This window comes from Brevibacterium sp. FAM 27836, assembly GCF_051351055.1.
Classification (GTDB): Bacteria; Actinomycetota; Actinomycetes; order Actinomycetales; family Brevibacteriaceae; genus Brevibacterium.
This window is the reverse complement of record NZ_CP195711.1, coordinates 3,795,555-3,808,153: the sequence shown is the minus strand read 5'-3', so window position 1 is coordinate 3,808,153 and position 12,599 is coordinate 3,795,555. Positions and strand designations below refer to the sequence as shown.

12 protein-coding genes are annotated in these 12,599 nt (G+C 66.4%); all 12 read right to left on the bottom strand.

Annotation, left to right across the window (positions count from 1 at the left end; translation table 11 throughout):
- Positions 1 to 13 precede the first annotated feature (13 nt).
- Positions 14 to 1,219: a methionine adenosyltransferase gene (metK, locus tag ACSE4D_RS16980; RefSeq protein ID WP_135541073.1), complete on the bottom strand. Its 1,206-nt coding sequence runs from the start codon at positions 1,217 to 1,219 to the stop codon at positions 14 to 16.
- Entirely contained in the window at positions 1,216 to 2,484 is a 1,269-nt protein-coding gene (coaBC, locus tag ACSE4D_RS16975; RefSeq protein WP_425119357.1) for a bifunctional phosphopantothenoylcysteine decarboxylase/phosphopantothenate--cysteine ligase CoaBC, read from the bottom strand. Before coaBC ends, metK begins: the two co-directional genes overlap by 4 nt.
- A complete protein-coding gene (gene rpoZ / locus ACSE4D_RS16970) occupies positions 2,481 to 2,816 on the bottom strand; it encodes a DNA-directed RNA polymerase subunit omega (protein ID WP_240689955.1) in 336 nt (111 codons plus the stop codon). The genes coaBC and rpoZ overlap by 4 nt, the downstream gene beginning before the upstream one ends.
- Positions 2,817 to 2,828: 12 nt before the next feature.
- Positions 2,829 to 3,392: a guanylate kinase gene (gene gmk, locus ACSE4D_RS16965; protein WP_135541078.1), complete on the bottom strand. Its 564-nt coding sequence runs from the start codon at positions 3,390 to 3,392 to the stop codon at positions 2,829 to 2,831.
- Positions 3,393 to 3,411: 19 nt separating this feature from the next.
- On the bottom strand, positions 3,412 to 3,723 hold the full coding sequence (gene mihF / locus ACSE4D_RS16960; RefSeq protein ID WP_135541080.1) for an integration host factor, actinobacterial type: 312 nt from the start codon (positions 3,721 to 3,723) through the stop codon (positions 3,412 to 3,414).
- A 176-nt stretch (positions 3,724 to 3,899) separates the two neighbouring features.
- Entirely contained in the window at positions 3,900 to 4,757 is an 858-nt protein-coding gene (gene pyrF, locus ACSE4D_RS16955) for an orotidine-5'-phosphate decarboxylase (RefSeq protein ID WP_135541082.1), read from the bottom strand.
- Positions 4,757 to 8,032 (bottom strand): carbamoyl-phosphate synthase large subunit, encoded by a 3,276-nt coding sequence (gene carB, locus ACSE4D_RS16950; protein ID WP_425119356.1) that lies wholly within the window; start codon positions 8,030 to 8,032, stop codon positions 4,757 to 4,759. The genes pyrF and carB overlap by 1 nt, the downstream gene beginning before the upstream one ends.
- A 10-nt stretch (positions 8,033 to 8,042) precedes the next feature.
- Positions 8,043 to 9,203, bottom strand: coding sequence for a glutamine-hydrolyzing carbamoyl-phosphate synthase small subunit (carA, locus tag ACSE4D_RS16945; RefSeq protein WP_425119355.1), 1,161 nt, complete (start codon positions 9,201 to 9,203; stop codon positions 8,043 to 8,045).
- On the bottom strand, positions 9,200 to 9,694 hold the full coding sequence (locus tag ACSE4D_RS16940) for a PH-like domain-containing protein (RefSeq protein WP_135541088.1): 495 nt from the start codon (positions 9,692 to 9,694) through the stop codon (positions 9,200 to 9,202). The genes carA and ACSE4D_RS16940 overlap by 4 nt, the downstream gene beginning before the upstream one ends.
- A complete protein-coding gene (locus tag ACSE4D_RS16935) occupies positions 9,679 to 10,992 on the bottom strand; it encodes a dihydroorotase (protein ID WP_135541090.1) in 1,314 nt (437 codons plus the stop codon). The genes ACSE4D_RS16940 and ACSE4D_RS16935 overlap by 16 nt, the downstream gene beginning before the upstream one ends.
- Positions 10,985 to 11,965: an aspartate carbamoyltransferase catalytic subunit gene (locus tag ACSE4D_RS16930; RefSeq protein WP_425119354.1), complete on the bottom strand. Its 981-nt coding sequence runs from the start codon at positions 11,963 to 11,965 to the stop codon at positions 10,985 to 10,987. The genes ACSE4D_RS16935 and ACSE4D_RS16930 overlap by 8 nt, the downstream gene beginning before the upstream one ends.
- Positions 11,962 to 12,513, bottom strand: a complete 552-nt coding sequence (gene pyrR / locus ACSE4D_RS16925; protein ID WP_135541093.1) for a bifunctional pyr operon transcriptional regulator/uracil phosphoribosyltransferase PyrR — start codon at positions 12,511 to 12,513, stop codon at positions 11,962 to 11,964. Before pyrR ends, ACSE4D_RS16930 begins: the two co-directional genes overlap by 4 nt.
- Positions 12,514 to 12,599 lie beyond the last annotated feature (86 nt).

The window sequence follows — 12,599 nt, the reverse complement described above, 5'->3', positions numbered from 1 at the left end:
TGGAACGCCAGGCTCAGTGGGCGGACACGGCGCGCAGCAGGTCGTCGGCGCGGTCCGTGACCTCCCAGGTGAAGTCCGGCAGCTCACGACCGAAGTGGCCGTAGGTCGAGGTCTGCGAGTAGATCGGGCGGAGCAGGTCGAGTTCGGCGATGATCATCGCCGGGCGGAGGTCGAAGACCTCACGGATGGCGGCGGAGATCTTCTGGGGATCGACCTTCTCGGTGCCGAAGGTCTCCACGTAGAGGCCCATCGGGTCGACGCGGCCGATGGCGTAGGACACCTGGACCTCGGCACGGTCGGCGAGTCCGGCGGCGACGACGTTCTTCGCCACCCATCGCATCGCATACGCGGCCGAACGGTCGACTTTCGACGGGTCTTTGCCGGAGAAGGCGCCGCCGCCGTGGCGGGAGAAACCGCCGTAGGTGTCGACGATGATCTTCCGCCCTGTCAGTCCGGCATCGCCCATCGGTCCGCCGGTGACGAAGGGCCCCGCCGGGTTGATGTGGATGTTCGCCTCACTCGTGTCGAGGCCCGAACCAGCGAGAACCGGGTCGATGACCAGTTCCCTGATCTCGGAGTGCAGCTGAGCCTGGTTCGTCTCGGCCGAATGCTGGGTGGACACGACGACGTTCTCGATCGTCACGGCTTCGTCGCCGTCGTAGCCGAGGGTCAGCTGAGTCTTCCCGTCGGGGCGCAGGTAGTCGAGGCGTCCCGATTTGCGCACCGCAGAGAGCTGCTCGGCCATCCGGGAGGCCAGGTGGATCGGCAGCGGCATGAGCACATCGGTGGAGTTGTCGGCGTAGCCGAACATCAGCCCCTGGTCGCCGGCACCGAGGCTCGTTCCGTGGTCGTCGGAGGCGACGGCTTCGCGGAAGTCCAGCGGGTTCGTGACTCCGGAGTGGATGTCCGTGGACTGGCTGCCGATGGACACGGAGACTCCGCAGGAACGGCCGTCGAAGCCGGTGTCGGAGGAGTCGTAGCCGATTCCGGTGATGAGGCTGCGAACGATTCCGGCCACATCGGCGTAGGCGGCGGTGTTGACCTCACCGGCGACGTGGACGAGTCCGGTGGTTACCATGGTCTCCACGGCCACCTTGGCGTTGGGGTCCTGCGCCAGCAGGTCGTCGAGCACCGCATCACTGATCTGGTCGCAGATCTTGTCGGGATGTCCCTCGGTGACGGACTCGGATGAGAAGAAGCGAAGATTTGATTGAGTCACGGTGTCGATTCTAAGTGGGTGAGCTGTTCGGCCAGGGTAGCAATGACCTTTTGTGAAACATCGTCTTTCGAACCCTGGAATTCCTCACCGACGGTGATCTCACCGGCGGCGGAGCCGATGATCTGAACCGCGGTGTGGTCGTGGCCGAAGGCACGGTCGTCGGAGACGTCGTTGAACACGAGCAGGTCGACGCCCTTGCGCTCGAATTTCGCGCGGGCGTAGTCGAGTGCTGTCGTCTGTGCGTCTCCGGTTTCGGCGGCGAAGCCGATGATGAGCTGGGTGCCGATTCGGTCATCGACGAGGCCGCGCAGGATGTCCGGGTTCTGCACGAGACGCAGCGTCAGACCATCGTCGCCGGTCTTCTTCATCTTCGACTCGGTCGTCTCCTCCGGTCGGTAGTCGGCGACAGCCGCGGCCATGATGAGGGCATCGGCGTCCGGCTGGGAGGCGCGCATCGCCGTCTGCAGCTCCAGGGTGGATTCGACCGGGGTGACGGTCATCCCTGCGGGCAGGTCGGTGAGCAGCCCGGAGTCGATGTTCGCCGCCACGAGTTCGACTTCGGCGCCGGCGGCTCGGGCGGCTCGGGCCAAGGCGATGCCCTGTTTGCCCGAGGACCGATTGCCGAGGAAGCGGACCGGGTCGAGGGCCTCACGGGTGCCGCCGGCGCTGATGACGATGCGGCGGCCGTCCAGGCTCTGCCTAGCGTGTCCGGTGCCCGGGGCCGCGTCGGCCGAGCCTGCGGCATCGGCGACGGACAGGGCGTAGGCGACGATGTCCTCGGGTTCGGGCAGCCGTCCGGGGCCCGAATCGGGTCCGGTGAGTCGGCCGACGGCCGGTTCGAGGACGTGGACTCCCCTGGAGCGCAGGGTCGCGATGTTGGCGACGGTGGCGGGGTTCTGCCACATCTCCGTGTGCATGGCCGGTGCCACGACGACCTCGGCGGTGGTGGTCAGGACGGTCGCTGTCAGCAGATCGTCGGCGATTCCCGCGGCGATCTTCGCGACGAGGTTCGCGGTCGCGGGAGCGATGATGACGAGTTCGGCGTCCTGCCCGATGCGGACATGGTTGACGGTGTCGATCTCATCGAAGACGTCGGTGGTCACGGTCTGGCCGGACAGGGCCTCGAAGGTGGGGGCACCGACGAAGTTGAGCGCATTGGCCGTGGGCACGACCTTGACGCTGTGGTCGAGTTCCCGGAGTCGCCGGATGATGTGTGCCGCTTTGTAGGCGGCGATCCCACCGGCGACGCCGAGTACGGTTCTCACTGGTCGCTGAAGTCGATCGCGCCGTCGTTGCTCACGGGTGCGGGCGTCTCGGTCTCCGGTACGGCCTGGAGGAAGTCCTCTTCGGAGACTTCGCGGGCGACGATCTTCGACTCGTTGACCTCACGCAGAGCGATCGACAGCGGCTTCTCGTTGGTGCCCGGGGTGACGAGGGGACCGACGTTTTCGAGCAGTCCCTCCTGCAGCTGGGCGTAGTAGGAGTTGATCTGCCGAGCGCGCTTGGCCGCGATCGAGACGAGTTCGTACTTCGATCCGGTGACGCTGAGCAGATCGTCGATCGGAGGATTGGTGATGCCTTCGGGCTGTGCGGGCAAGGAGATTCCCATCTAATCGGAGGTGGATATACCCATCAATGATAGGAGTTCTTCGGCCGCAGTGCGAACGTGGTCGTTGATGATGGTCACGTCGAACTCGGATTCGGCGGCGAGTTCGCGCTTCGCTGTGGCCAATCGGCGCTCCTGCTCCTCCGCGGATTCGGTGCCGCGCCCGGTGAGCCGGGATACGAGTTCGTCCCAGCTGGGCGGGGCGAGGAAGACGAACCGGGCGTCGGGCATCTTCTCCTTGACCTGCCGGGCTCCCTGCAGGTCGATCTCGAGCAGCGCCGGGACTCCCGCGTCGAGCTTCTCCTGCACCGGAGCGGACGGAGTCCCGTAGCGGTGCCGCCCGTGCACGACCGCGTACTCGAGCAGCTGGCCGGCGGCGATGAGCGCGTCGAAGTCATCGTCGGAGAGGAAGTGATAATGGACACCGTCGACTTCGCCGGGGCGTCTGGGCCGTGTGGTGGCGGAGACGGAGAACCAGACCGCGGGGTGATTCTGCCGGATGTACGTGCTGATGGTGCCTTTTCCGACGGCGGTCGGACCCGCGAGGACGGTGAGTCGATTATTCACAGATCTGAGGTTGTCACACTCAGGAATATTTCTCCAACAGGGCGGACTTCTGGTGCACGCCCAGGCCCTTGATCCTCCGTGAGGTGGCGATGCCGACCTCTTCCATCGCTGCTTCGGCGCGGCGGTCGCCGACACCGGGCAGGGCGCGCAGCAGATCGAGCACCCGCATCTTCGCGAGAGCCTCGTCGTCAGCGGCCTTTTTGAGCACGGCGGCGAGATCGGTATCACCGTTCTTCAGTGCCGACTTCACTTCGGCTCGTGCCTGACGTGCCTTGAACGCCTTGTCCAGAGCAGCGGTTCGCTGTTGCGGGGTCAACGGTTCGAGTGCCACATTATCTCCTCTGTCACCATGAACGGGCAGGTAGGGAAGTTGTCTCAGTCTAAGACAAAATCCCCGCGGAGATGCGCAACCAACGGAATTAAACTCTCCGTGGCCTCGTTTTCGTCCATCCGGGAACCGCCGCCGCCGTGTCCGCGGCCGCCGCAGCGGCCCGGACACAGGCGGCGTCAGTTCAGCATTGAGAGCGTGCGGTTGAGCTCCCGTGCAGCATCGGCCAGCCCTTCCGGTCCGGCCCCGAGCACTGCCCGGGAAGCCGTGGCGAGCACCTGTCCCGAAGCCAGGGCTTCGTCGCCGAAGACGGCCCGCAGCTCACCGATGCCCGCTCCCTGCGCGCCGACGCCGGGTGCCAGGATCGGACCCCCGCAGTCGACCGGGTCGAATCCCAGCTTCCGCGCGGCCTCTCCGATGGTGGCTCCGACGACGAGCCCGAAGGGTCCGACCGGCCCCGCGGGCTCCGCCGCTGCCGCCAGGGCCTGCGCATTGCGTTCGGCGACCTGGGTCACGATCGTCCCGGCCACGGATCCGCCGCGTCCCTGTGCGTGCTGGATCTCTCTGCCTTCCGGGTTCGAGGTCAGAGCGAGGACGAACACTCCCCTGCCATGGGCGGAGGCGAGTTCGAATGCCGGCTCCAGAGCTCCGAATCCGAGGTAAGGCGAGACGGTGATCGAATCGGCCGCCAGCGCCGAGGCGGGATCGAGGTACGCCTTCGCATAGGCTCCCATCGTCGACCCGATGTCGCCGCGCTTGATGTCGAGGACGGTGAGTATCCCGGCTTCCCGCGCCGCGGCGAGGGTCTCTTCGAGAGCGGCCACACCGGCCGAGCCGTACTGTTCGAAGAACGCCGACTGCGGTTTGACCGCGGCGACCGTTCCCTGCAATTCCTCGATCGTGCGCAGAGCGAACTCCCGCACACCGGCCGCGCTGCGCGGCAGCCCCCAGGACTGAAGCAGATGCTCGTGCGGGTCGATGCCCACGCACAGCGGTCCGTGCTTCGCCATGGCTGCGGCCAGTCGGGTGCCGAACATCAGGCGCTCCAGTCCTGCAGGCTGCGGACGTCGAACTTCTCGTCCCGAACCACTTCGAGGGAGGTCACCGCGGCGGCGAATTCGGCCAGCGTGGTGATCAACGGCACGGAGTTCGCGGTCGCGGCGGCACGGATCTCGTAGCCGTCGGCGCGTTCCTGCCGGCCCGAAGGCACGTTGATGACCATGTCGATGGTGCCCGCAGTGAGATAGTCGATGACCGTGCGGTCCTCGGCGTCGGCTTCGAAGTGCTTGTGCACCTGTGTGGTCTTGATCCCGTAGCGCGAGAGCACGGCCGCGGTTCCGGTGGTCGCGACGACGTCGAAGCCCATGTCGACGAGTTCCTTGACCGGCAGCACCATGGCGCGCTTGTCGCGGTCGGCGACGGAGACGAATACGGTTCCCGAGGTCGGCAGCTTCACTCCGGCCCCGAGGAGACCCTTGGCGAACGCGGTCGGGAAGTTGTGGTCGATGCCCATGACCTCACCGGTCGACCGCATCTCCGGGCCGAGGATCGAATCGACGATCTTGCCTTCGACGGTGCGGAAGCGACGGAAGGGAAGGACCGCCTCCTTGACGGCGATCGGGTGGTCCAGCGGCAGTGTGGACCCATCGCCCTCTGCAGCCAGCAGGTCACCGCGCAGATCCGCGATGGTCCGTCCCACCGCGATGAGTGCGGCGGCCTTGGCCAGCTGCGTCGAGGTCGCCTTCGACACGAACGGCACGGTGCGTGAGGCGCGGGGGTTGGCTTCGATGACGTGGAGGACGTCGGCGGCGATGGCGAACTGGATGTTGAGCAGTCCGCGCACCCCCACGCCTTCGGCGATGGCCTTCGTGCCCTGACGGACGCGTTCGAGGACGTCCTCGCCCAGAGTCAGCGACGGAAGCACGCATGCGGAGTCACCGGAGTGGATTCCCGCTTCCTCAATGTGCTCCATGATGCCGCCGATGTAGACCTGCTCTCCGTCGAAGAGCGCATCGACGTCGATTTCGATGGCATCTTCGAGGAACCGGTCGACGAGCACGGGACGGTCGCTGGAGATCTCCGTGGCCGTGGCCATGTAGTCGAGCAGCTGGGTGCGGTCGTAGACGATCTGCATCCCCCGCCCGCCGAGGACGTAGGAGGGACGCACGAGCACGGGGTAGCCGATGTTCTCTGCGATCGTCGCGGCCTCTGCAGCGGTCACGGCCGTGCCGTGCTTCGGTGCGGTCAGTCCGGCACGGCTGAGCACCGCACCGAATTCGCCGCGGTCCTCGGCCAGGTCGATCGCTTCGGGCTGGGTGCCGAGGACGGGCACGCCGGCGGCCTTGAGACGGTCGGCCAGCCCGAGCGGAGTCTGGCCGCCGAGAGTGCAGACGACGCCGAGGACCTCACCGGCGGCAAGCTCGGCATGGTAGATCTCCATGACGTCTTCGAAGGTCAGCGGTTCGAAGTAGAGGCGGTCGGCGGTGTCGTAGTCGGTCGACACGGTCTCCGGGTTGCAGTTGACCATGATCGTCTCGTACCCCGCCGAGGAGATCGCCATCGTCGCATGCACGCACGAGTAGTCGAATTCGATGCCCTGGCCGATCCGGTTCGGGCCCGAACCGAGGATGATCACGGCCGGTCGGTCGCGCGGCATGACCTCGGTCTCGGCGTCGTAGGACGAGTAGTGGTACGGAGTCTTCGCTTCGAATTCGCCGGCGCAGGTGTCGACGGTCTTGAACACCGGGCGTACGCGCAGCGCATGACGGATGCCGGTGACGACATCGGTGCTGAGGCTGCGCAGCTGCGCGATCTGCTCATCGGAGAAGCCGTGGTTCTTCGCGATCCGCAGCACCTGCTCGTCGAGTTCCTCGGCGTCGCGGACATGGGCGGCGACCTCGTTGATGAGTTGGATCTGATCGAGGTACCAGGGATCGATCTCGCAGGCGTCGAAGACCTCGGCAGCGGTGAGTCCGGCGGCCAGGCCCCGCTGGACGGAGTGGATGCGATCGGCGGTGGCGTGCGAAATCGCTTCGAGCACGGATTCGCGGACATCCTCGTCGGTGACGTCGGGCAGATCGGTCCAGCCGAAGGAGGAGTCCTTCTGCTCCAGCGACCGCATCGCCTTCTGCAGAGCGGTGGTGAAGTTGCGTCCCAGGGCCATGACCTCTCCGACGGATTTCATCGTCGTCGTCAGGGTCGGATCCGCGGCCGGGAACTTCTCGAAGGTGAAGCGCGGGATCTTCACGACCACATAGTCCAGGGTCGGTTCGAAGCTGGCCGGGGTCACCTTCGTGATGTCGTTGGGGATCTCATCGAGCGAGTACCCGACGGCGAGCTTCGCCGCCATCTTCGCGATCGGGAAGCCCGTGGCCTTCGACGCCAGCGCCGAGGAGCGGGAGACGCGTGGGTTCATCTCGATGGTGATGATCCGCCCGGTCTTCGGGTCGACGGCGAACTGGATGTTGCAGCCACCGGTGTCGACACCCACGGCACGGATGATGGCGATGCCGATATCGCGCATCTCCTGGTATTCGCGGTCGGTCAGCGTCAGCGCCGGGGCCACGGTGATCGAGTCACCGGTGTGCACCCCGACCGGGTCGACGTTCTCGATCGAGCACACGACGACGACGTTGTCCTTGTTGTCGCGCATGAGCTCGAGCTCATATTCCTTCCACCCGAGGATCGACTCCTCGAGCAGCACCTCGTGGGTGATGGAGTCGGCGAGTCCGGCGCCGGCGATGCGGCGCAGGTCTGTTTCGTCGTATGCCATGCCCGAACCGAGTCCGCCCATGGTGAAGGAGGGACGGACGACGACGGGGTAGTTGAGCTCCTCGGCGGCGGCCAGAGCCTCGTCGAGGGTGTGGCAGATGGCCGAACGGGCCACCTCGGCGCCGCAGTCGACGGCGATGTCCTTGAACTTCTGCCGATCCTCGCCCCGTTGGATGGCGTCGACGTCGGCGCCGATCAGTTCGACGCCGTACTTCTCGAGCACACCCGATTCGTAGAGGGCGATCGCAGCGTTGAGGGCGGTCTGTCCGCCGAGCGTCGGCAGGAGCGCATCGGGGCGTTCCTTGTCGATGATCGTCTCGATCACCTCGGGGTCGATCGGTTCGACGTAGGTGGCATCGGCGATGTCCGGGTCGGTCATGATCGTCGCCGGATTGGAGTTGATGAGGATGACGCGCAGTCCCTCGGACCGCAGGACACGGCAGGCCTGGGTGCCGGAATAGTCGAATTCGCAGGCCTGGCCGATGACGATCGGGCCGGATCCGATGACGAGGACGGATTTGAGGTCTTGTCTCAGTGGCATGGGGTTCTCCTTAGGCCTGTGCAGCCTGGTGGGCCGGGGAAGCGGACATGAGGTCGACGAAGCGATCGAACAGGTAGCTCGAATCGTGCGGGCCGGCCGCGGCCTCGGGATGGAACTGGACGGAGAAGGCCGGGATGTCGAGGCATGCCAGACCCTCGACGACATCGTCGTTGAGACACACGTGGGAGACGGTGACACGACCGTAGTCGGCCTTGTGCGGAGCGATCGTCTCGCCTTCAAGCGGTGCGTCGACGGCGAAGCCGTGGTTCTGCGAGGTGATCTCGACCTTGTTCGTCGTACGGTCCATCACGGGCACGTTGATGCCGCGGTGGCCGAAGGGCAGCTTATAGGTGCCGAAGCCCAGGGCACGGCCGAGCAGCTGGTTGCCGAAGCAGATGCCGAAGAACGGCAGGCCGGCATCGAGCACGGCTCGCAGCAGTTCGACCTGGTCATCGGCGGCAGCGGGGTCTCCGGGACCGTTGGAGAAGAAGACTCCGTCGACGCCGATCGCCTGGATCTCCTCGAAGCTGATCGACGACGGCACGAGGTGGACGTCGATGCCGCGTTCGGTCAGGCGCTCCGGTGTCATCGACTTGATTCCGAGGTCGACGGCGGCGACGCTGAACTTCTTCTGTCCGCGGGCGGGGATGAGCGTGGGCTCGGTGATCGAGACTTCGTCGACGAGGTTGGCCCCGGCCATCTGCGGGGAGGCCTGGACCCGGGCGAGCAGTTCGGTCTCGGGCGCCTCGGCGGCGGGTCCGGAGAAGATGCCGACTCGCATGGCGCCCTTGTCGCGCAGGTGACGAGTCAGGGCACGGGTGTCGACGTCGCTGATGCCGACGACTCCGGACTCGGTCAGCCAGTCGACGAGGTCGCCTTCGGAGCGCCAGCTCGACGAGATCCGTGAGGCGTCGCGGACGACGTAGCCGGCTGCCCAGATCTGAGCGGATTCGTCGTCGGTGCGGTTGATGCCGGTGTTGCCGATGTGCGGGGCGGCCTGGATGATGATCTGCCGGTGGTAGGACGGGTCTGTCAGAGTCTCCTGGTAACCGGACATGGCGGTGACGAACACGGCTTCGCCGGTCGTCTCGCCGATGGCTCCGTACGCGGATCCGTGGAAGGTCCGGCCGTCTTCGAGGATGAGGATGGCGGGTGTGGTGGAAAAGCTCATTGTGCCTCTTCGATCATTTCGCGGATGCGGTCGACGGTGGAAGTGGTGGATGCGGCGTAACGGGCACGGAAACCCGTGTCGACGAGGGTGTCGCCGAGGCGCCAGGTGATGCGGACGATGCCTCCGCGTTCGACGAACTTCCCGATCATCCCGGACGTGGTGTCCACGGAGACGATGTCGCGGCGCGGGATGAGGAAGTCCTCGCGGCCGGCCAGGTCCATGATCACTCCCCCGTCGGTGATGACGAGTTCGCCGGTGGTGCGGATGCCCAGGCCGTGGACGGCGACGCGTTCGAGGGGATGTCCCGCCTTCGTCGTCGAGACATAGGAGCCTTCGACGGGATCGGCCACGGGGGTGATGCCCATGTGCGGCTTCGGCGGGGTCACGACCTCTGACTGGGACTGCTTGCGTCGGCTCCATCCCCACGCGATCGCGATGATCACGACGACGATGACGACGGCGACGATGAGGGTGCCTACTGATCGGTCCATGTTGCTCCTGCCGGGTGGGGTGTGGTGAGTGCCCCTGCGGCCAGAACCCGGTGGCCGTAGAAGAAGGTGTCGGTGATCCGTGCCCTGACTTCGAGACCGTCGAAGGGGTTGTTGCGTCCCTTCGTCGCGTGAGCGGACGGTTCGATCCGGTGCGGAGCGTCGGGGTCGACGAGGACGATGTTGGCACTCGCGCCGATCGCGAGGCTGCCGTGTCCGGAGGCACCGGTGATGCGTGCCGGTGTCGCCGACATCACGCGGGCGACATCGCCGAAGTCGAAGTCGTGCTCGCGCATGGCTTCGACGACGATCGACAAGGCGGTCTCCATGCCGACCATGCCCATGGCCGCTGCGGTCCATTCGCTGCATTTGTGTTCGGCGGTGTGCGGGGCGTGGTCGGTGCCGACGACGTCGATGGTGCCGTCGGCCAGTGCTTCGCGCAGCGCCTGGACATCGGCATCCGTGCGCAGCGGAGGGTTGACCTTGAAGACGGGGTCGAAGCTCCGCACGAGTTCGTCGGTGAGCATGAGGTGGTGCGGAGTCACCTCGGCGGTGACCGCCACTCCCCTCGACTTGGCCCAGCGGATGAGGTCGACGCTGCCGGCGGTCGAGGCATGGCAGATGTGCAGGCGCGAGCCGACGTGTTCGGCCAGGAGCACATCGCGGGCGATGATCGACTCCTCGGCCACGGCCGGCCAGCCGGGCAGTCCGAGCTCGGCGGAGACGGTGCCCTCATTCATCTGCGCACCTTCGGTCAGGCGCGGCTCCTGAGCGTGCTGGGCGATGATCCCGTCGAAGGTCTTGACGTATTCGAGCGCGCGGCGCATGAGCAACGGGTCCGAGACGCAGATCCCGTCGTCGGAGAACATCCGCACGCGCGCTTCTGAGCGGGCCATCGCGCCGAGTTCCGCGAGCTGCTTGCCTTCGAGCCCGGTGGTGACGGCGCCGACGGGCACGACTTCGGTGAAGCCGGCGGCTCGCCCGAGGCGGTGCACCTGTTCGACGACGCCGGCCGTGTCGGCCACCGGTGCGGTGTTCGCCATGGCGTGCACGCAGGTGTATCCGCCGGCCGCGGCCGAACGGGAGCCGCTGAGCACGGTCTCTGCGTCTTCTTTGCCGGGTTCGCGCAGGTGGGTGTGCATGTCGACGAGTCCCGGCAGGGCCACGAGGCCGGCGGCGTCGACGATCTCGGGATCGCTTCCGGCGACGAGTTCGGGGTCGACGATGCGTCCCTCGCACACGGCGATGTCGGCGACTCCGCGTCCGAGCACATCGGCTCCGCGGATGAGGTAATCAGTCATTGGTCTCCTCCTGACCGGTCAGCAGACGGTAGAGGACCGCCATGCGCACGCTCACTCCGTTCTCGACTTGGTCGAGGACGAGGGCGCGGGGTGAATCCGCTGCGGCAGCGGAGATCTCGAAACCGCGATTCATCGGTCCCGGATGCATGATGAAGGTGTGGGCGGGCAGCTTCTCGAACCTCGCGGCGCTCAGTCCCCACAGGCGCGCGTATTCGCGTTCGTTGGGGAAGAAGGATTCGTGCATCCGCTCGTGTTGGACACGGAGCATCATCACGGCCGCGAAGTCCTCGCTGCGCAGTGCTTCGTCGAAGTCGAAGTGGACGGTCACCGGCCAGTGCTCGACACCCCACGGGAGGAGAGTAGGCGGGGCGATGAGGTGGACATCAGCGCCGAGGCGGGCCAACAGGTGGACGTTCGAGCGGGCTACCCGGGAGTGGAGGATGTCTCCGACGATGGCGACCTTCGCCCCGTCGAGGCCTCTCCCCCGCGGTCCCCCGGCCACCGGCCCCGAGGCGGGGACCCCGGCCAGCGCCCGGCGCAGGGTGAATGCGTCGAGCAGCGCCTGGGTGGGGTGTTCGTGGGTGCCGTCACCGGCGTTGATGACGGGCACGTCGATCCATCCGGTGTGGGCGAGCCGGTGTGCCGTTCCCGCGCCGCCATGGCGGACGACGATGGCATCGGCACCCATCGCGGAGATCGTCTGGATGGTGTCCTGGAGGCTCTCGCCCTTCGACACCGAGGAGCCCTTGGCGGAGAAGTTGAGCACATCGGCCGAGAGTCGTTTGGCGGCGGCCTCGAAGGACAGTCGGGTGCGAGTGGAGTCTTCGAAGAAGAGGTTGACGACCGTGCGTCCGCGCAGCACGGGCAGCTTCTTGACTTCGCGTTCCGACACGAGCGTCATCTCTTCGGCGATGTCGAGGATGCCGATGGCGTCCTCACGGCTCAGGGAGGCGGTGTCGAGCAGATGCTTCATTCCCGGCCTCCCGAGATGGTCACGGAGTCCGATCCGTCGATTTCGTCCAGGCTGACGTTGACGCGTTCGCTGCTCGAGGTCGGCAGGTTCTTGCCCACATGGTCGGCGCGGATCGGCAGGTCCCGGTGGCCGCGGTCGACGAGGACGGCGAGGCGGACCTTCGCGGGACGGCCGACATCGGCCAGGGCGTCGAGTCCGGCACGGATGGTGCGGCCGGAGAAGAGCACATCGTCGACGAGGACGACGGTCTTCGCATCGATTCCTGATGCCGGGATCGAGGTCGGTTCGGGTGCCCGGTAGGAGCCGCCGCGCAGGTCATCGCGGTACATCGTGATGTCGAGGCTGCCGGCGAGTTCGGTCGCGGCTTCCGGGCGTCCCGAGATCGAGGCGATCGCCTCGGCGAGCCGGAGGGCCAGCGGGACTCCGCGGCGTGGGATGCCGAGGAGGACCAAGTCGTCGCTGCCCTTGTTGGATTCGATGATCTCATGGGCAATCCGCGTGATCGCCCGCGATATATCGGCTGCGTCCAGCACTGTTCGCTGTGTCATGCTTCCCCTTCTCCGCCTCTCCGGACGGTGGTTAAAGGAGTGGTTCGATTCGATTGTAGACCCAGCGCTTCTCACGCTGGTGGGCG